This window comes from Amycolatopsis sp. NPDC004169, from assembly GCF_040610315.1.
Taxonomy (GTDB): Bacteria; Actinomycetota; Actinomycetes; order Mycobacteriales; family Pseudonocardiaceae; genus Amycolatopsis.
In genome coordinates this window covers 90,221-107,346 of sequence record NZ_JBEXMD010000025.1, presented here as the reverse complement: position 1 = coordinate 107,346, position 17,126 = coordinate 90,221, and the positions used below count along the sequence as shown (strand labels likewise).

At 71.9% G+C, this 17,126-nt stretch carries 25 protein-coding genes; 12 read left to right on the top strand and 13 right to left on the bottom strand.

What is annotated here, in order from left to right; all coding sequences use genetic code 11:
* Positions 1 to 41: 41 nt before the first annotated feature.
* Both ABZX11_RS29855 and ABZX11_RS29850 read right to left on the bottom strand, forming a co-directional pair.
* On the bottom strand, positions 42 to 680 hold the full coding sequence (locus ABZX11_RS29855; protein ID WP_354919036.1) for a nitroreductase family protein: 639 nt from the start codon (positions 678 to 680) through the stop codon (positions 42 to 44).
* Positions 681 to 698: 18 nt separating this feature from the next.
* On the bottom strand, positions 699 to 1,676 hold the full coding sequence (locus ABZX11_RS29850; RefSeq protein WP_176173593.1) for an aldo/keto reductase: 978 nt from the start codon (positions 1,674 to 1,676) through the stop codon (positions 699 to 701).
* A gap of 42 nt (positions 1,677 to 1,718) precedes the next feature.
* On the opposite strand from ABZX11_RS29850, the gene ABZX11_RS29845 reads away from it, so the two are divergent.
* The gene (locus tag ABZX11_RS29845) at positions 1,719 to 2,210 is read left to right on the top strand and encodes a MarR family transcriptional regulator (RefSeq protein WP_354919032.1); all 492 of its coding nucleotides are present in this window, start codon (positions 1,719 to 1,721) and stop codon (positions 2,208 to 2,210) included.
* Between the two features lies 1 nt (position 2,211).
* Here the strand turns inward: ABZX11_RS29845 and ABZX11_RS29840 are convergent, their stop codons facing one another.
* The 3 genes from ABZX11_RS29840 to ABZX11_RS29830 all read right to left on the bottom strand — a co-directional run bounded on the left by ABZX11_RS29840 (position 2,212) and on the right by ABZX11_RS29830 (position 3,886).
* On the bottom strand, positions 2,212 to 2,631 hold the full coding sequence (locus ABZX11_RS29840) for an ATP-binding protein (protein WP_354919029.1): 420 nt from the start codon (positions 2,629 to 2,631) through the stop codon (positions 2,212 to 2,214).
* Between the two features lie 62 nt (positions 2,632 to 2,693).
* Positions 2,694 to 3,473 carry a SigB/SigF/SigG family RNA polymerase sigma factor gene (locus tag ABZX11_RS29835; RefSeq protein WP_176173590.1) on the bottom strand — a complete coding sequence of 260 codons (780 nt, stop codon included), beginning with the start codon at positions 3,471 to 3,473 and terminating at the stop codon, positions 2,694 to 2,696.
* Complete coding sequence (locus tag ABZX11_RS29830) at positions 3,470 to 3,886, bottom strand: anti-sigma factor (protein ID WP_176173589.1); 417 nt, start codon at positions 3,884 to 3,886, stop codon at positions 3,470 to 3,472. Before ABZX11_RS29830 ends, ABZX11_RS29835 begins: the two co-directional genes overlap by 4 nt.
* A gap of 163 nt (positions 3,887 to 4,049) precedes the next feature.
* Between ABZX11_RS29830 and ABZX11_RS29825 the strand changes: the two genes are divergently transcribed.
* The 3 genes from ABZX11_RS29825 (at position 4,050) to ABZX11_RS29815 (ending at position 5,775) form a co-directional block, all read left to right on the top strand.
* Positions 4,050 to 4,358 (top strand): WhiB family transcriptional regulator, encoded by a 309-nt coding sequence (locus ABZX11_RS29825; protein WP_176173588.1) that lies wholly within the window; start codon positions 4,050 to 4,052, stop codon positions 4,356 to 4,358.
* Between the two features lie 217 nt (positions 4,359 to 4,575).
* A complete protein-coding gene (locus ABZX11_RS29820) occupies positions 4,576 to 4,929 on the top strand; it encodes an STAS domain-containing protein (protein ID WP_003078104.1) in 354 nt (117 codons plus the stop codon).
* 57 nt (positions 4,930 to 4,986) lie between these two features.
* On the top strand, positions 4,987 to 5,775 hold the full coding sequence (locus ABZX11_RS29815) for a metal-dependent hydrolase (RefSeq protein WP_176173587.1): 789 nt from the start codon (positions 4,987 to 4,989) through the stop codon (positions 5,773 to 5,775).
* Here the strand turns inward: ABZX11_RS29815 and ABZX11_RS29810 are convergent.
* On the bottom strand, positions 5,738 to 6,226 hold the full coding sequence (locus ABZX11_RS29810) for a nuclear transport factor 2 family protein (RefSeq protein WP_354919024.1): 489 nt from the start codon (positions 6,224 to 6,226) through the stop codon (positions 5,738 to 5,740). The genes ABZX11_RS29815 and ABZX11_RS29810 overlap by 38 nt on opposite strands.
* Positions 6,223 to 6,420, bottom strand: coding sequence for a hypothetical protein (locus ABZX11_RS29805; RefSeq protein ID WP_254897035.1), 198 nt, complete (start codon positions 6,418 to 6,420; stop codon positions 6,223 to 6,225). The genes ABZX11_RS29810 and ABZX11_RS29805 overlap by 4 nt, the downstream gene beginning before the upstream one ends.
* Before the next feature lie 95 nt (positions 6,421 to 6,515).
* Between ABZX11_RS29805 and ABZX11_RS29800 the strand changes: the two genes are divergently transcribed.
* Positions 6,516 to 7,088: a helix-turn-helix domain-containing protein gene (locus ABZX11_RS29800; RefSeq protein WP_354919021.1), complete on the top strand. Its 573-nt coding sequence runs from the start codon at positions 6,516 to 6,518 to the stop codon at positions 7,086 to 7,088.
* Here ABZX11_RS29800 and ABZX11_RS29795 read toward each other — a convergent pair.
* Positions 7,030 to 8,256, bottom strand: a complete 1,227-nt coding sequence (locus ABZX11_RS29795) for an MFS transporter (RefSeq protein ID WP_354919018.1) — start codon at positions 8,254 to 8,256, stop codon at positions 7,030 to 7,032. The genes ABZX11_RS29800 and ABZX11_RS29795 overlap by 59 nt on opposite strands.
* A 141-nt stretch (positions 8,257 to 8,397) precedes the next feature.
* Between ABZX11_RS29795 and ABZX11_RS29790 the strand changes: the two genes are divergently transcribed.
* Both ABZX11_RS29790 and ABZX11_RS29785 read left to right on the top strand, forming a co-directional pair.
* The gene (locus ABZX11_RS29790; protein WP_176173584.1) at positions 8,398 to 8,721 is read left to right on the top strand and encodes a hypothetical protein; all 324 of its coding nucleotides are present in this window, start codon (positions 8,398 to 8,400) and stop codon (positions 8,719 to 8,721) included.
* 40 nt (positions 8,722 to 8,761) lie between these two features.
* Entirely contained in the window at positions 8,762 to 9,229 is a 468-nt protein-coding gene (locus ABZX11_RS29785; RefSeq protein ID WP_354919015.1) for a hypothetical protein, read from the top strand.
* On the opposite strand, the gene ABZX11_RS29780 is transcribed toward ABZX11_RS29785, so the two are convergent.
* On the bottom strand, positions 9,226 to 10,860 hold the full coding sequence (locus ABZX11_RS29780; protein WP_176173582.1) for an ABC transporter permease: 1,635 nt from the start codon (positions 10,858 to 10,860) through the stop codon (positions 9,226 to 9,228). The genes ABZX11_RS29785 and ABZX11_RS29780 overlap by 4 nt on opposite strands.
* A complete protein-coding gene (locus tag ABZX11_RS29775) occupies positions 10,857 to 11,753 on the bottom strand; it encodes an ABC transporter ATP-binding protein (RefSeq protein WP_354919011.1) in 897 nt (298 codons plus the stop codon). Before ABZX11_RS29775 ends, ABZX11_RS29780 begins: the two co-directional genes overlap by 4 nt.
* A gap of 93 nt (positions 11,754 to 11,846) precedes the next feature.
* Here ABZX11_RS29775 and ABZX11_RS29770 point away from each other — a divergent pair, with 93 nt between their 5' ends.
* Positions 11,847 to 12,335 carry a MarR family transcriptional regulator gene (locus ABZX11_RS29770; RefSeq protein WP_354919008.1) on the top strand — a complete coding sequence of 163 codons (489 nt, stop codon included), beginning with the start codon at positions 11,847 to 11,849 and terminating at the stop codon, positions 12,333 to 12,335.
* Here ABZX11_RS29770 and ABZX11_RS29765 read toward each other — a convergent pair.
* Entirely contained in the window at positions 12,332 to 12,895 is a 564-nt protein-coding gene (locus ABZX11_RS29765) for a TetR/AcrR family transcriptional regulator (protein WP_354919005.1), read from the bottom strand. The genes ABZX11_RS29770 and ABZX11_RS29765 overlap by 4 nt on opposite strands.
* 82 nt (positions 12,896 to 12,977) lie before the next feature.
* Here ABZX11_RS29765 and ABZX11_RS29760 point away from each other — a divergent pair, with 82 nt between their 5' ends.
* From ABZX11_RS29760 to ABZX11_RS29745, 4 genes are all read left to right on the top strand, one after another.
* Positions 12,978 to 13,586, top strand: coding sequence for an NAD(P)-binding oxidoreductase (locus ABZX11_RS29760; protein ID WP_176173578.1), 609 nt, complete (start codon positions 12,978 to 12,980; stop codon positions 13,584 to 13,586).
* A gap of 65 nt (positions 13,587 to 13,651) precedes the next feature.
* Positions 13,652 to 14,317: an SGNH/GDSL hydrolase family protein gene (locus tag ABZX11_RS29755; protein WP_354919001.1), complete on the top strand. Its 666-nt coding sequence runs from the start codon at positions 13,652 to 13,654 to the stop codon at positions 14,315 to 14,317.
* A gap of 418 nt (positions 14,318 to 14,735) precedes the next feature.
* Positions 14,736 to 15,341, top strand: coding sequence for a sigma-70 family RNA polymerase sigma factor (locus tag ABZX11_RS29750; protein WP_176173576.1), 606 nt, complete (start codon positions 14,736 to 14,738; stop codon positions 15,339 to 15,341).
* A complete protein-coding gene (locus ABZX11_RS29745) occupies positions 15,338 to 15,817 on the top strand; it encodes a carboxypeptidase regulatory-like domain-containing protein (RefSeq protein WP_176173575.1) in 480 nt (159 codons plus the stop codon). Before ABZX11_RS29750 ends, ABZX11_RS29745 begins: the two co-directional genes overlap by 4 nt.
* On the opposite strand, the gene ABZX11_RS29740 is transcribed toward ABZX11_RS29745, so the two are convergent.
* Both ABZX11_RS29740 and ABZX11_RS29735 read right to left on the bottom strand, forming a co-directional pair.
* Positions 15,814 to 16,560 carry a polysaccharide deacetylase family protein gene (locus ABZX11_RS29740; protein WP_354919117.1) on the bottom strand — a complete coding sequence of 249 codons (747 nt, stop codon included), beginning with the start codon at positions 16,558 to 16,560 and terminating at the stop codon, positions 15,814 to 15,816. The genes ABZX11_RS29745 and ABZX11_RS29740 overlap by 4 nt on opposite strands.
* 114 nt (positions 16,561 to 16,674) lie before the next feature.
* Positions 16,675 to 17,124 carry an SRPBCC family protein gene (locus ABZX11_RS29735; protein ID WP_354918996.1) on the bottom strand — a complete coding sequence of 150 codons (450 nt, stop codon included), beginning with the start codon at positions 17,122 to 17,124 and terminating at the stop codon, positions 16,675 to 16,677.
* Between the last annotated feature and the right edge of the window lie 2 nt (positions 17,125 to 17,126).

Sequence of the window (17,126 nt, the reverse complement as noted above, 5' to 3'; positions counted from 1 at the left end):
CCGACGTCCCCCAATTGCCCCGGCAAGGAGGTCTTCGCGGGTCACCAGCGGTCGAGGTGCAGGACCTCCTCGAGCGGCTGCCGCGCGGCCGGCTTGAACGTGTCGCCCGTGTAGAACGCCGTCGGGATCAACGCCGCTTGGTGCACGTTCTTCGGCAGCTCCAGCACCTCCGCCGCCTCCTGCTCGTACTTCAGGTGCAGCGTCGTCCACGCCGTCCCCAGCGTCACCGAGCGCGCCGCGAGCATGTAGCTCCACGCCGCCGGGAGCAGCGAGGCCCACAGGCCCGCCTGGTTGCCCGGCGGCAGCTCCGGCGAGTCCGTCTCCAGGCAGGGGATGACGAGCACCGGCACGTCACCCATCCGGTCGGCGAGGTAGGCGACGCTGTCGCCGACGCGCTGCTGCACCTTCGACCGCTCGGGGTCGTCGGCGAACAGCTTGCCCGCCGCCCGCGACGACTCCAGGTACTCCTGGCACGCCCGGCGGTAGATGCCGCCGAGCGCGGCGCGCTGCCCGGCATCGGTGATGACCAGCCACTGCCACCGCTGCGTGTTGGAACCGCTCGGCGCCTGGAGCGCGACCTGGATGCAGTGCTTGACCAGGTCGAGCGGCACCGGCCGCTCGAGGTCGAGGCGCTTGCGGACGGTCCGGGTGGTGGTCAGCAGCTCTTCGGGCGTCATCATCGGCCCATCATGCCGGGCTCACCAGCGATCGTGCACCAGCGGCCGGATGAGCTCGTCGTAGGTTTCGCGGACGCCGGCCAGCGCCTCCGGGGTCAACGGCGGGAGCGCCGCCGCCGCGGTGTTCGCCGAGGCCTGCGCAGCGTTGCGGGCACCCGGGATCACCGTGCTGACGCCCGGCTGGTCGATGATCCAGCGCAGCGCGAACTGGGCGAGCGTCTGGCCGGACGGCACCAGCCCGCGCAGCCGCTCGACGGCCTCCAGGCCGACCTCGTACGGCACGCCGGAGAAGGTCTCGCCGACGTCGAACGCTTCGCCGTGGCGGTTGTAGTTGCGGTGGTCGTTCTCGGCGAACGTCGTCTGCGCGGTGTAGCGGCCGGACAGCAGGCCGGACGCCAGCGGCACCCGCGCGATGATCCCGGCACCCGCTTCGGCCGCCGCGGGCAGCACGCGCTCCAGCGGCTTGAGGCGCAGGCAGTTCAGGATGATCTGGACGGAAGCCACGTGCGGCCGGGCCAGCGCGGTCAGCGCCTCGTCGGCGGTCTCGACGCTGACGCCGTAGGCCTTGATGCGGCCTTCCTCGACCATCTCGTCGAGGGCGTCGTACACCGCGTCGGAGGAGTACACCGGCGTCGGCGGGCAGTGCAGCTGGACCAGGTCGAGCGTGTCGACGCCGAGGTTGCGGCGCGACCGGTCGTTCCACTCGCGGAAGTTCGCGGCGACGTAGTTCTCCGGCACCTGCTCGACCCGGCGGCCCATCTTGGTGGCCACGAAGACGTCCCCGCGCTCGGCGAGGAACCGGCCGACCAGCCGTTCGCTGCGGCCGTCGCCGTAGACGTCGGCGGTGTCGAAGAAGGTGACACCGTTGTCGGCGGCCGCGTGCAGCACGCCCAGCGCGTCGTTCTCGTCGACCTCGCCCCAGTCCGCCCCGAGCTGCCAGCAGCCGAGCCCGACGACGGACACCTCGCGGCCCAGGCGGGCGATCTTCCGGTTCTCCATGTCGCGATCCAAGCACACGCCCGGCGCCTATGATTCGCCGTCATGGCCATGACATCCGGTCCGGACGGGCTGGGGACCCGGATGCGACACGTCCTCGAGATCTTCGAGACCGACATCGCGAAGTTCCTCGCCGACATCGGCCTCGACGACTACCGCCCGCGGTACTCCCCGGTGGTGCGGGCGCTGCTCGCGCGCGGCCCGCTCGCCATCCGCGACCTGGCCGCGGAGATCGGCGTGACGCACTCGGCGGCCAGCCAGACCGTCGCGCAGATGAACCGGGCCGGGCTCGTCGCCCTCGAACCGGGCGCGGACGCCCGGCAGCGCATCGTGTCGCTCACCGAGAAGACGCACGGCCTGCTGCCGCTGATCGAGGCGGAGTGGACGGCGACGACCGAGGCGTCCGAGGCGCTGGAGGCCGAGCTGCCCTACCCGCTGCGCGGGGTGCTGGCGGCGATCGTCGAGGCGCTGGAGCGGAAGCCGTTCCGGCAGCGGATCGCGGAGACCGCCGCCGCCCGGGAGCTGCTGGAGCGCTGACTCAGGCGTCCGGCAGCCGGAAGACGGCCCAGACGTACTTGCCGCCGGGGCACCGCTCGAAGCCCCAGTCCACCGAAAGCGCCTGGACCAGGACGAGCCCGCGGCTGCGGGCCTCGGCAGGCGACGGCGCCCGCAGCTCGGGCAGCCGCCCGCCGGTGTCGTGCACCCGCAGCGTCAGCCGGCCCCCGGCGTACTCCATCTCCAGCCGCTGGGGCCGCTCACCGTGCTCGAAGGCGTTGGTGACCAGCTCCGAGGTCGCCAGCAGGACGTCGTCGAGCTGCCGTTCCCGGACGCCGAGCCGCAGCAGCGCCGTCCGGACCTCGTGCCGGGCGATCGCCGGCGCGGTGACGTCGTCCGGGAGGAGCACCCTCAGCGGGGCGGCGGCCGCGGCGGTGCGCTGCGGCATCTTCGACGTCGTCATCCGGTCCCCCTCCCAGTGAGTTCGGTCCTGCCCGCCAAGTACCCAGGTGCCGGATGGCCTAATCAGGTGCCGTCGGCCAGCTCGGATTCGTCCAGCCCGGACCGCAGTTTCTTCAGCGTCGAGGCCAGCAGCCGCGACACCTGCATCTGCGACACCCCGACACGGCGGGCGATGTCGGACTGGCTCATCCCCGAGCCGAACCGCAGCGCGACGATCTTGCGCTCCCGCTCCGGCAGGCTCTCCAGCATCGGGCGCAGCGCCTCGCGCAGCTCGGCCTGGCCCAGCTCGGCGTCGGGCGCCCCGAACCGGGTGTGCGCCGCGTTCTCCAGCAGGTGGTCCAGCGACGCGCCGTAGCGGCCCTGGCCGGCGCGGAGACCCTCGTAGACGTCCTCGATGGGCACCCCGAGCCGCGCGGCGATCTCACTGGGCTTCGGGGCCCGCGAGAGCTGCACGGTGAGCTCTTCGCGCGCGGCGGAGATGTTCGCGTTCAGCTCCTTGAGCCGCCGCGGCACCCGCACCGACCAGCTGTTGTCCCGGAAGTGGTGCCGCAGTTCACCGGAGATGGTGGGCACCGCGAAGGCCAGGAAGTCCGTCCCCTGCGCGGGGTCGAACCGGTCGACGGCGTGGATCAGCCCGACCGTGGCGATCTGGACCAGGTCCTCCATCGCCTCGTCGCGGTTGCGGAACTTCCGGGCGAGGTTGCGCGCCAGCTCCAGGTGCGCGCGCACGAGGGTGTCGCGGACGCGTTCGCGCTCCGGCGAGTCCGCGGGCAGCTCGGCAAGACGGTTGAACAGCGCGCCGACGTCGAGGTCGTCCCCGCTGCTCCCGGCGGGATCGCTCACGAGTCCGCCGCCTGGCTCTCCCGGACGAGGTCCACCCGGGACACGTAACGTCCGTTCTCCGGCGTGATCGTGCGCTCGGCCGACGTCGCGAGCGCGGTGAGCAGCTGCCACGACAGGCCGGCGTCGTCCTCGTGGTCGGCGCTGTCGGACAGCACCGACACGGAAACCTCGATGCGCGGCCCGCTCCAGGAGAAGACACACGTCAGGCGGCCGTCCGCGCTGGCGGGGAGCAGCAGCGAGCAGGCTTCGTCCACCGCCATCCGCAGATCCTCGACGGCGTCGAGGTCGAAGTCCTGGCGCATCGCGATGTCGGCCACGATGGTCCGGAGCGTGGGCACGACGTGCGGGATCGCTGCCGTCCGCACCTCGATGACCTGCGCGCCTTCCGGGACGAGCGGGGCGTTGTCCTCCACGTTTGTTCCTTTCTCCGCACTCGCGCTGCCGGGGATCGGCGGTCTCTGCCACGCCCGGTCAGCGAGATGCCCGTGGGGTGAGCAAACCAAACCCGGGTTTGATCCGCTCCACCGGCGGGCATGTAGCGGTCGACGTGCTGATCCTGGGAAAGGCGGGGACGACATGGCTGACGTGAGCCGGCTGCCCAACGTGGTTGCTGAAGAGTGGGACTGGCAGCTGCACGGCTCGTGCCGGGGTGCGGACAGCAGCCTGTTCTTCCACACGGACAACGAGCGGGGTTCGGCGCGGGAGCGGCGGGAGGCGCGGGCCAAGGCGATCTGCCAGTCGTGCCCCGTCCTGGCCCAGTGCCGCACGCACGCGATGACCGTACAGGAGCCGTACGGCATCTGGGGCGGCCTCGGCGAGATCGAGCGGCGGCAGCTCTTCCTGCGCCAGCGCAGGGCGGCGCGGAAGACCATGAGTGCGCACTGAGCAGAGCGCTGAGCAGGCAGGATTTGATCGCGGGTGAGCAGTACACGCGAAAGGACGGCGGCCGTGGCGGGCGCGGCCGCTTCCTGGGTTAGGGTTGGCCCCGGAGTTGCCTTGACCGTGCCCGGCGCGAGCTTGGGAAGGCACGGTGACACGGTTGCCGCTTGAAACAACAGGCGCGTACCCGGCGCAGGAGCAGCGCCTGACGAGGAGAAACTGCATGCCCGCAGCCGACCAGAACGCCACCCCGCCCGGGTTCGGCATCACGCTGGACACCGACGCGACGGAACCCCGGGTGGTGGTCACCGGCGAGCTCGACCTGCTCACCAGCCCGCAGCTGCAGGAGGCCCTCGCGGGGCTGATCGCGGACAAGCGCGCGCAGCGGGTCGTGGCCGATCTGACCGGGGTGACCTTCTTCGATTCCTCCGCGCTGAACGTGGTGCTCCGCGCACAACGCCAGGCCGGCGAGCAGGACGTCGAACTCGCGGTCGTCCCGAGCCCCGCGGTGAGCCGCGTGATCGAGCTCACCGGCGTGGCCGAACACCTGAGCGTGTCGGAAGACCCCCAAGCCTGACCGCCCGCTACGGTTCCGCGGACCGATTTTTCCGCGTGGACCTGGGGGCGCACGATGATGGGGCGGACGCATGCCCTGACCGGCTGGTGCGCGGGCTTGGCCCTGGCGCCCGCGGTGGGGGCGGGTTCGGTGCACCAAGCGGTCGTCTTCGCGGCGACCACGGCGGGGTTCGCCCTGCTGCCCGACCTCGACCACCCCGGAGCGAGCGCGTCCCGCCTGCTCGGCTGGCTGACGGGCGCCCTGTCCTGGGTGCTCCGCCGCGTCTCGGCCGGCTTCTACGCGCTGACGAAGGGCCCGCGGGACGAGAAGGTCTCCGGCAAGCACCGCCACCTCTCCCACACGGTCCTCTTCGCGGCCGGTCTCGGCCTGCTGACGTCGTGGGGCACGACCGAAGGCGGCCCGTGGGCGGTCGTCGGCGTCGTGGTCTTCGGGCTGATGCTGGCCGAAGGCGCACTGGGCGACTGGCTCCTCCCGGTCAGCGGAGCCGCGGTGGCCTGGTGGTTCTTCACCGCCCCGCCCGACCGCGCGGGTGAGCTGGCGGCCATTTCGGGCTGGCTCGGCATCGCGGTGGCGGCCGGCTGCCTCACCCACTGCCTGGGTGACGCCCTGACCGAGGCCGGCTGCCCGTTCCTCTTCCCGATCCCGATCGCGGGGGAGACGTGGTACGAGATCCGGCCGCCGCGCGTGCTGCGCTTCCGGACCGGCAAGAAGGTCGAGAAGCGGCTCATCTTCCCGGTGTTCGCACTGCTCGGCGTGCTGCTGGTGCCGGGGGTCTGGGGTCACACGGTGAGCACGTTCGAGCGGTTGTTCATCCCTCCGGCGTCCCAGCGGGCAACGACTCCGTGAACCGCCGGATCCGCTCGGCGGCCGCGGCGGTGTCCGCGTAGTCGCGGGAGTGCACGATCCGGCCGTCCTCGATCGTCAGCACCATGACGTAGGAGGCCACGAGGCTCTCGCCGCCGAGTTCCTGGTGCAGGTCGAACTCGGCGACCAGCACCGAGGGGTCGCTGGTCTGGTGGACGACGACGTTGCCGGCACCGGTCACCCGCCGCACGCCGGCGGCCGCGTGGAAGCGGCGCCGCAGTTCTTCGCGGCCCTTCGTCACCCGGGGGACGCCTGCCGGGGTGAACGGCATCTCGATGGTGACGTCTTCGGCGTAGAGGTCGGCGAGGTCGTCCCACCGGTTCTCCACGGAGGCGGCGAGGAACCGGTCGAACACGGCACGCGTGAGCTCCGAAGCGGCGGAAACGTTCGGGTAGTCGCGGTACGAGGTGATTTCGCCGTCCGCGGCGGTCACAGGCCGGCCGCCCGCGCCCGGTCGCCGCCGGCCGTCAGCTCCGCCACCACGGCCTCGCGGCCTTCGATCCGCCTTCCGAGGAAAGGCACCTCGAACACGGCGTCGGCGGCGAAGAGGGCGGCGAACGGCGTGACGTCCAAAGCGGACATTCCCGTTCGGACGGCGGTGGCGATTTCGGGCACGGTGGGCGGCATCGGAATGCTCCTGCGAGACTGGGCGTTGAATCGGAACGGTGGGCCCGCTTAGGACGATACGGAGCTCCCGCTCCGGTTGTCAACGAGGAGACGTGATGGAGAAGATGCGCGCCGACGCGCGGCGCAACCGCGCCAAGGTGCTGGCCGCCGCCGAGGAGGCCTTCGCCCTTGATGGCCTGGCCGTTCCGCTCGACGACATCGCGCGGCTCGCCGGTGTCGGCGCCGGGACCGTCTACCGGCACTTCCCCAGCAAGGAAGCCCTCTTCCAGGCCGTCGTGCTCGAGCGGATCCAGCGGTTCGCCGAGGAGGCCCGCGCGCTCGCCGGAGCCGAAGATCCCGGCGCGGTGTTCATCGACTACTTCGTTCGCGTCATCAAACAGGCGTCACTGAACCGGGCGATCTGCGACGCCTTGGCCGAGTCGAGCGGGCACGCCTTCAAGGCCGGCGCGGGTGACGAGTTCCGCGCCGCGCTGGCAGAGCTGCTCGCCCGCGCCCAGGCGGCCGGCGCAATCCGCCGCGACATCGACGGCGACGACCTGCGGGCGCTCATCGTCGGCTGCCTCGCCGTCGAGCGGTACGCGCCGGGCAGCGCGCACCTGGTCCGGGTGGTCATCGACGGCCTGAAGGCGTCAGGTCCCGCAGCTTCCGCAGCGGCGACCACACCATGATCGCCGCCGACGCCAGCACGCCGGCCGCCGCGACGTGCAGCGTCGGCCGCATGCCGAGCACGCCGGCCAGAGTGCCGCCGAGCAGGCTGCCGAGCGGGGCCACGCCGAACACCAGCGTCTGGGAGATGGCGTTGACCCGGCCCAGCAGCTCCGGCGGCGTGACGGCCTGCTGGAAGCTCACGCCGAACACGCTCAGCACGATGACGCTGTAGCTGGTGAAGAACCCGGCCACGACGTAGCAGGCGAGGGCCCAGCCGCGGCCGGTGAAAGGGTAGAGCTGGTAGGCCAGGCCGAACAGGACCGCCGCGCCCCACAGGGCCCGCGCCTGGCCGACCCGTTCGCCGAGCAGGCGCGCGGTGAGCCCGGCGGTGAGGGCGCCGGTCAGCGACGCGGTGCCGAGCACCCCGATCACCCAGGCCGAGAGCCCGAGGTCGCGGGCCAGGAACACGACCACGATCGCCAGGTGGGCCGACTGGAAGAAACTCGACACCGCCCCGTGGGCGCTGATCGCCAGCAGGACGCGGTCGCCGCGAACCAGCCGCAACCCCTCACCGATCTCGCGCAGCAGCCGCCGCTCACGCGGCTCGGGCCGCACGTCGGGCGTCGCGATGCGGCGCAGCCAGAGGGCCGACCACAGGTAGCTGGCGGCGTCGACGGCCAGCGCGGCGGCCGTGCCGAGCGCCTGGACGACCAGCCCGGCCAGCCCCGGGCCGGCGACCGCCGCCGTCGACCGGTTCGTCTGCAGCCGGGTGTTGGCTTCCGGCAGCTGCCCGCGCGCCACCAGCCGCGGGACGTACGTCTGGTGGGCGACGTCGAAGAAGACGCCGAGCACGCCGACGGCGAAGACCACCGCGAGCAGCTGGGCCATCCCGAGCACGCCGAACAGCGCGGAGACCGGCACCGAAGCGATCAGCACGGCCCGCCCCGCGTCGGCTGCGATGAGCACCGGGCGGTGGCGGATCCGGTCGCACCAGGCGCCGACCTGCAGGCCGAGCACCAGGTACGGCAGCGTCTGCGCGGTCCGCAGCAGGGAGACCTCGAAGACCGGCGCGCCGAGCGCGGTGACGGCGAGCAGCGGCACCGCCAGCACGTCGATCCGGCTGCCGAGCTGACTCACCAGGTCGGCGAGCCAAAGGCGCCGGAAGTCCCGGTTGCTCAGTACCCCCATGGTTCCAAGCTGGCACATGCGCGCACCCGACGCAAGAAAGTTGAGTCTTATCCGCTCCAGGTGCACGTCGGGTAACAAGACGTAAGATCAACGCGAGTTAGTCCTCGAACCTGCGCTGCGCGTGGCGAGGGGGTGCCCGGGATGAGTGGCCGACCTACCTGGGGCTCCGCCGCGGTCACCGGGCTCGCGGGGTTCGCCACCGGACTGCTGGTGGCCGCCCTGCTGGTGGCCGGACGGCCCGCGGCGCCGCGCCCCGCCGAAATCACCGTGCCGCCGACCAGGACCGTTTCCGCTGTGCCCGTCACCGTGACCTCGGTCGAGACGCCGGCCACCGTCACCTCGGTCGAGACGCCGTCGCCCACGACCACGACCAGCGTCGTCGAGGTCACCGTTCCGCCGACCACCTCGGCCACGCCGACCTCGCCGACCCCGACCTTCCCGCCGACTTCGATCTGGCGTGACTGAGGCGGTGCAACCCGGCGGCCGCCGGTCCCGTCTGGTCGGCATGCGCCACGTACTGGGGATCGCCGTGTTGGCCGCCGTGACGGCCGGGTGCACCGGGCCGGAGATCGCCTGCACGGCGATCGGGTTCCCGATCGGCATCGGCCTGTCGATCCCGGCGCCGGCCGGCATCTCGAAAGCGACGCTCGAGGCCTGCTGGCGCGGCCAGTGCGTCACCCGCGACGTCGGCCTCCACCCCGAGACGTCGGCGGGCGCGACGACCTGCACGGGCACCGGCCCGGACAGCTCGTGCGGCACGTCGATGGTCCCGACCGGCGGGCTCCACGGCTTCGCGGACGTCCCCGGCCTGCCCGCCGAGCCGGTCGAAGTCACCGTCCGGTTCGACGACGGGAAGCCGCACAGCATCGAGGTCACGCCGGCGATGAGCGAGCCGAACGGCCCCGGTTGCGGGAAGGCGGGCCCGCAGGCGCAGCTCGTGGCCGGTCGCGACCACGAGCTGCGTGCGCGTTAGCCGACGTCCCGGCGCCGCCAGCCGGCCAGGCCGGCGACCAGCGCGACGACGGTGACCGCCAGCAGCCAGACCAACGGCGTCGCGGTGAACTCCTGGCCCGGGAGCTTCGGCGGGTGCTGGAACGGCGAGACGTCCAGCACCACCTGCGGCAGGTCGACGATCGGGCCGAACAGGCTCACCAGCAGGGCCAGCGCCCCGATCGCCCACGCCGCGGCCGAGAAGCCCGGCAGCAGCCCGAAGATCGCCACCGCCAGCGCGACCACCACCCAGGCCGCGGGCAGCTGGACCAGCATCCCGGCGAGGGTGTCCGCGAGCGAGCCGCCGACGTCGCCGGTGCGCAGGCCGTTGGCCAGCCCCATGAACACCCCGCCGGACAGCAGCAGCGCCGCCGTGCCGAAGAAGGCGAACACCAGGTGGCTGCCCGCCCAGCGCAGCCTGCCGACGCTGGTGGCCAGCACCGGCTCGAGCCGGAGCGCGGTCTCCTCGCCGCGCATCCGCAGCACCGCCTGGACGCCGTAGAGCGACGCCACCATGGCGAACATCCCGGCCATCGCGGCGAGGAACGCCTGCGTCAGCGCGTGGCTGCCGCCCAGCCGTTCGAAGATCTGCTGCGCCTGCGGGCTCGACCCGACGAGCCCGCCGATGCCGCTGGCGATCGAGCCGAACACCGCGCCGACCACCGCCGTGCCGATGATCCAGCCGAGCAGCGGTCCCCGGTGCAGCCGCCAGGCGAGCGCGAGCGGCGTGCGCAGGCCCGCCGCGGCCCGCGCCGGGCCCGGCCGCGGCGGCAGGATCCCGACGCCGACGTCGCGGCGGGGCAGCAGCCAGTAGCCCGCCGCGCCGGCGACCAGCGCCAGTGCCGCCGGCAGCACGAGCACCCACCAGCGTTCCCCGGCGAACGCCCTGATCTGCTGCACCCAGCCGATCGGCGACAGCCAGGACAGCCAGCGAGCGTCCACAGTGGAGTCCCCGGCGCCGCGCAGCAGGAAGGCGGCGCCGACCACGGCGGTCCCGATGCCGTTGGCCGTCCGGGAGTATTCGGCGAGCTGGACGGCGATCGCCGCGACTCCGGTGAAGACCAGGCCCACCAGTGCTTCCGACGCGCCGAAGGCGACCGAGCCGGCGGCGGGCAGGCCGGCGCCGATCAGCGTGACCGCCTGGACCAGCCCGGTCAGCACGCTCGCGCCGCCGGCCACCAGCAGCGCGGCCGTCAGCGCCGCGTACCGGCCGACCACCGCGGAGCCGAGCAGTTCGGCGCGCCCGGTGTCCTCCTCGGCGCGGGTGTGCCGGGTGACCGTGAAGACCACCATCAGCCCGGTGAGCAGGGCCAGGAACCCGCACATGCGCCAGGCGATGAACCCGCCGGCCGTGGTCAGGTCGAACGGCGGGCCGTAGAGCAGCGCGTAGGACGGGTTGGCGCTGGCGCCCGCCTGCAGGGCGAGCCGGTCGGCGACGGTCGGGTAGAACTGCGTGAACGTGTTGACCGAGCTCGCCGGGACGACGCTGAGCAGCACGATCCAGATCGGCAGGATCACCCGGTCGCGGCGCAGCGCGAGCCGGGTGAGGTGCCAGGTGCCCGCCAGCTCGTGGGCAGGCGCCACCACGGCCGGGCGGTCCAGCGTCGCGGTCATTTCGCGCTCGCTTCGGTCGTGTAGTGGCGCAGGAAGAGTTCCTCCAGCGTCGGCGGCTGGCTGACCAGGCTGCGGACGCCGACCTCGGTCAGCTGCCGCAGGGCTTCGTCGAGCGAGCGCGTTTCGACGTCGAAGCGGACGCGGTTGCCGTCGACCTTGAGGTCGTGGATGTTCGCCAGCTTCGTGAGCCCGTTCGGCGGCCCGGCGAGCTCGGCGGTGATCGACGTCCGGGTCAGGTGCCGCAACTCGGCGAGGGTGCCGGACTCGACCGTCTTGCCGTTGCGGATGATGCTGACCTTGTCGCACAGCGCCTCGACCTCGGCGAGGATGTGGCTGGAGAGCAGCACCGTACGGCCCTGCTCGCGCTCCTCCTGGATGGCGTACTGGAACGTCGCCTCCATCAGCGGGTCGAGGCCGGACGTCGGCTCGTCGAGGATCAGCAGGTCGACCCGCGAGGCCAGCGCCGCGACGATGGCGACCTTCTGCCGGTTGCCCTTCGAGTACGTCCGCCCCTTCTTCTTCGGGTCGAGGTCGAACCGCTCGATCAGGTCGGCGCGGCGCTTCTCGTCGAGGCCGCCGCGCAGGCGCCCGAGCAGGTCGATCACCTCGCCGCCGGAGAGGTTGGGCCAGAGGTTGACGTCGCCGGGCACGTAGGCCAGGCGGCGGTGCAGGCTCGCGGCGTCCTTCCAGGGATCGCCGCCGAGCAGCCGGACGTCCCCCGAATCCGCGTGGAGCAAGCCGAGCAGGACCCGGACGGTCGTCGACTTCCCAGCACCGTTCGGGCCGAGGAAGCCGTGCACCTCCCCAGCGGGCACCTGCAGGTCGAGGCCGTCGAGGGCCTTCGTCCGGCCGAACGACTTGTGCAGGTCGATGACCGAAATGGCGTTTTCCATGGTTCGGAAGCTACACTTGCTTCACGAAGTTGTGAAGTTAAGAAAATGTCTAGATCGAGTGATCATGGGGGTTGGGTGCGAAAGGATGGGCCGATGACGACGCCTGACACGAAGCGAGATGAAGACGCCGTCCGCCGGTACGTCGAGAGCCTCGGGCTCGTGCTTTCGCAGATCGGCATGCAGCGCATGCCCGCCAGGGTGTTCGCCGCGCTGATGACCACCGACGAGGGCAGGCTGACCGCCGCCGAGCTGGCCTCGCAGCTGTCGGTCAGCCCCGCCGCGGTCTCCGGCGCGGTGCGCTGGCTCGAGCAGATCGGCTTGGTGGCCAAGGAGCGCGAGCCCGGCGAGCGCCGCGACCACTACCGCCTCTACGACGACCTCTGGTACGCCACCTTCCTCAAGCGCGACCGCATGATCATCATGTGGCGCGACGCGGCCGAGAGCGGCATCGAGGCCCTCGGCGAGGACACCCCATCGGGCAAGCGGCTGGCCGAGATGCGGGACTTCCTGTCGTTCATGCTCCAGGAGCTCAACGGCATGTACGAGCGCTGGCACAAGCTCCGCGAGGAGAAGAACGCCTAGAGCCCGGCGAGCAGGACGTCCGCGAGCCGCTCGGCGTGGTCGGTGGGCTCGGTCTCTTCGAACGTGGCCAGGAACGCCTGCTGGAAGCACGCGCCCAGCAGCAGGGCCGCCGCCGCTTCGACGTCGGTCTCCGCCTTGATCCGGCCCAGCTGCCGCTCGGCGCGCAGGTAGTCCGTGACACCCTTCAGCGGCGTGTGCGGGCCGTGTCCGCGCAACCGTTCCCGGTGGGAGCGCAGCAGTTCCCGTGACGAGAACATCGAGACGGCGATCGGGAAGCTGTCGACGTAGAACGCCAGGCCGAGGCGGGCCACGCGGACGAGGTTGTCCCGCAGCGGCGCCCGCCCGGGGTCGGCGGTCAGCTCGGCCAGGGTGGCGCCCAGCGCGGGCAGTTCCTCGGCCAGCACGCTGCGGAACAGGTCGGTCTTGTCGCGGAAGTGCTTGTAGAGCATCGCCTCCGAGTAACCCGCGGTCTGCGCGATGACCTTCGTCGTCGCGTGGGCGTAGCCCTGCTCGCGCATCACCTTCGCGGCCGCGGCGACGATCTCTTCGCGGCTTCCCATGGCGGCTCCCTGAGTGCGTTCTCAGCCTGGTTAGTGAACACTCACCCTACCTGGTGAGTGTTCACTAACCGAGGAGGAAACCATGAGGATCACCGTGCTGGGAGCCACCGGCGGCGTCGGCCGCGAGGTCGTCGGGCAGGCACTCGACCGCGGCTGGCACGTCACGGCCGTCGTCCGCGACCCGGCCAAGCTGCAGCTGCCCGCCGAAGTCGTGGTCGCCGGCTTCACCGACCGCGACAAGCTGGCGGCTGCTGTCGAGGGCCGTGACGCGGTGATCTCGGCCGTCGGCTCCCGGGATCGCGGGCCGACCACCGTCTGCGTGGACGGCGCCCGCGCGGCGATCGAAGCCGGGGCGAAACGCCTGCTCGTCGTCAGCGCCAGCGGCATGCACACCGAGGGAGACGGCTTCTTCACCCGCTCGCTCGTCAAGCCGCTGCTCAGCCGGGTGCTGAAGCACGGCTGGGCGGACATGCTCGCGATGGAGGCCGTGGTGGCGGCGAGCGACCTGGACTGGACGATCGTCCGGCCGCCGATGCTGCTGAACGGCCCGCGCACGGGCAAGGTCGCGAGCCGGCTCGACGGGAACGTCCGCACGTTCACCATCCGCCGCGCCGACGTCGCCGCGTACCTGCTCGACGCGGTGGCGGACCCCACGCTGATCAGGCGCAAGGTTTCGATCGCGCACGGCTAGCCTCCGCCTTCCTCCCCGCCACCGCCCTCAACGGAGGCGCTTCGCGCCGCTGTTCTAATTCCGGCATGGTGCTCCTGGCTCAAGCCATCTACGTCAAACGCAAGACCCCGCGGCTCCCGGGCGCGGCGGGACCGACGGACGGACTCGTCCCGGGCGACGGCGAGCCCTTCCGGCTCGCCGTCCTCGGCGAATCCACGGTGGACGGCGTCGGCGCGGCGGACCACGAGGAAGCGCTCACCGGCTGCCTCGCCCGCGAGCTGGCCCGCGACGGCCGGGCGGTGCGCTGGCAGGCGGCCGGCCGGACCGGCGCCAACGCCCGGGTGGCCCGCGCCGAGCTCGTCCCGCTGCTCCGCCCGGCCGACCTGGTCGTGATCGCCCTCGGCGTCAACGACACCATCGAGCTCCGGACGGCTCCGGCCTACCGCCGCGACCTGCTGCGCCTGGTGCTCGACGTGCGCGACCGGATGGGTCCGGTCGAGGTTCTCCTGGCCGGTGTGCCGCCGATGTCCCGCTTCCCCGCGTTGCCGCGGCCGCTGCGTGACGTCCTTTCGGCCCGCTCCACCGCTCTCGACCGCGCGGCCGCGACGCTCGGCAAGCTCCCCGGCGTCCGGCACGTCCCGATGGATCCCGCGCTGCTCGACCCGGCCGCGTTCGCGAGCGACCGGTTCCACCCGGGCCCGGCGGGCTACGCGCGGTGGGCCGGGACGCTGGCACGCGTGGTGATCAGTTAGCCGCTGTCCGTAGATCTTCAAAAAAAGTCGCCGGTTCGTGTATCTGGCGGCGCCCCCACTGCGTCCTGTGGAGCAGCCAAGCACGGAGGAACACGACAGGGGGTGTCGCGTTCGGATTGAACGCGGTGACCGGGAGCCGAGGGGGCTGCCGGACACCGTCGGCCGGGTGCCCTTCGGGGGAGGGGACATCCGGCGGGGCCCGTTGGGGAGCGGGTCCTTGAGGGAGGGGAGTGCCGGCCGGTGCGAGTCCACGCGCGCCGGCCGGTACCTCACCGACTTGCCACTGACCGGTAGTGCACGACCGACGAAGTAAGTGACCTTGATGTATCCGAGATCCACCTGCACGCTCCTTCCCCCCGAAGGACCCGCGATACTGCCAACGCCGACTCGAAGACTCTTCCGAAGAGGGGCAGATACGGTGACCGACGTGCAAACCACAGAGGTAGATCCGCCGTGGGAGGGCCTGACCGGCGCCGAGCTGCACGCTGCCTGCATGCAGGCCGCCAGGGACGGTGACCGCCGGGCGATGGCCCGCCTCGTCGAAGAGCTGACCCCGCTCGTCTGGCACGTCGCCCGGGCCAACGGACTCGACCGCGCGGTCGCCGAGGACGTCGTCCAGACCGTCTGGCTGGCGCTGTTCAGCCAGCTCGGCAAGCTCCGCGACCCGAAGGCCCTCGCCGCCTGGCTGATCACCACCACCCGCCGCGAAGCCACCCACCCGTTCGGCCGCCGCATGCAGCCGGTGCCGCTGAGCGACGAGGTGGCCGAAGCCATGCCGAGCACCCAACCGGCACCCGAGGACGAAGCCGTCCGCGCCGACCGCGACCGCCGGGTCTGGCGCGCCTTCGTCCGGCTGCCCCACCGCTGTCAGGAACTGCTCCGGCTGACCGTGCTCGCGGGCCGCGCGGAGTACCAGCTCGTCGCCGAGGCGCTGCGCATGCCGCGTGGCAGTGTCGGCCCGACCAGGGGTCGCTGCCTCGACCAGATGCGCGATCTCCTCGCCAGTGAAGGGGGAAGCCGATGAACAACCTCGGGGCGCCGGGGGGCCAATCCTCCTACGGCGACGACGTACTGCTGGCCGATGTCGGCCGTTTCCTCGACGAGCTGGACCCGCCACCGGGTGACCTGGTGCAGCGGGTCCAATTCGCGCTCGCCCTCGAAGACCTCGACGTCGAGGTCGCCCGCTGGGAGCGCCTGGACAACCTCGCCGGCGTCCGCGGCGGCGGCACGGGCACGATCACGTTCACCGTCAGCGACCTGACGGTGATGATCAATCTGACCAAGATGGGCAAGCTGCACCGGATCGACGGCTGGCTGGTCCCGGCCGGCCAGTACGGCGTCGAGGTGCGGGTGGCCGAGCACGGGACGACGTCGACCACGGCGGACGAAGGCGGCCGGTTCGTGCTGGACAACGTCCCGCGCGGGACGACGCAGATCCTCGTGCACCTCGGTGACGTCTCGTGCCGCCGGACGGTCGTGACGCCGACGGTGGTGCTCTAACCCAGGAAGTCGGCCAGGGGGACGGGAGTCAGCCCGTCCTTCTCGGCCCGCTCCACGAACGCCGTGTAGTCCTCTTTGAAGGTCTTCCGGAAGTGCATCAGCACGATGTCACCCGGCTTGAGCTTGTCGCCGGACTGGAACTGCACGACGCCGTCGTTGACCGCGGCCGTCCACAGCACCGACGCGCGCATGCCGCACGCCGCCGCCGCTTTCAGCGTGTTCTGGTCGTAGTTGCCGAACGGCGGGCGGAACAGCGACGGGCGGACGCCGAGGCTCTTGGCGAAGTCGTCGGCGTCGTCGCAGATCTCCTTGCGCTGGAACTCGTACGGCTTGCCCTTGAGGTTCGGGTGGTCGACCGTGTGGTCGCCGAGCGTGGCCCCGGTGGCGTCGAGGATCTGCCTGAAGTAGGCCTCGTGGCCCTTGACGTACTTCTGGTTCAGGAACAGCACCGGGTGGGTGCCGTTCTGCTGCATCAGCTTCAGCGCGTCGGGGTCCTGCACGGCGCCGTCGTCCATGGTGAGGAACACGTACGGCTTGTCGGTGGCGATCCGGCGGATCACCGGGACCTGGCCGTTCTCGATCGCGGGCGCCTTCTGCTGGACCGTGCCGAACGGGTACGGCCCGGACGTCTGCACGTCGGGGGCGGCCTGGGGCGCCGGGTTCGGCTGGCTGGTGCCGGGCTCCCGCTGGTCCGTGTCGTGGCCCGAGCACGCGGTCAGTGCGAGTGCCGCCGCGGCCACCACGGCTGTCAAGCGCTTCCTCACGCTTTCCCCCTTTCGTGTACTGCTCGAAAGGGTGACGCGGGGAGGCGGGGAAAAGTTGCGCCGGACGATCTTCCGTGACCGGAACCACCCAGGTCAGCGCCCGGTTTCGGCCGCCTTGACCAGCTTCGCGGAGAAGAGCCGGATCGTGGCCCGGAGCGTCGCCGCCAGGACCGGTCCGCTGCCGCGCACCGGCTCGGTGAACGACCCCGTCCACCGCAGGTGCGTGCCGCCGCCGGGGGCCGGCGTGAAGAGCACTTCGGCGCGGTAGTCCTTGAGCGGCTTGCCGGCCGCGAAGGTGTAGACGTGCTTGCGGCCGGGCTCGTACTCGAGGGTCTCCTCGCGGATCAGCACCGGCCACAGGCCGACCTCCCGGACCGCGCCGACGCCCTCCGGCTCTCCGGTGCCGGGCCGGGCCCAGCGGGCTTGGACGATCAGTGGCTTTCCCCACTCCGCCCAGCGCGGCCCGTCCGCTTCGAGCGCGAACAGGGCCTCCGGCGACGCGGTGCTCGTGCGGTTGACCTCGTACGAGTACTTCCTACCCACCG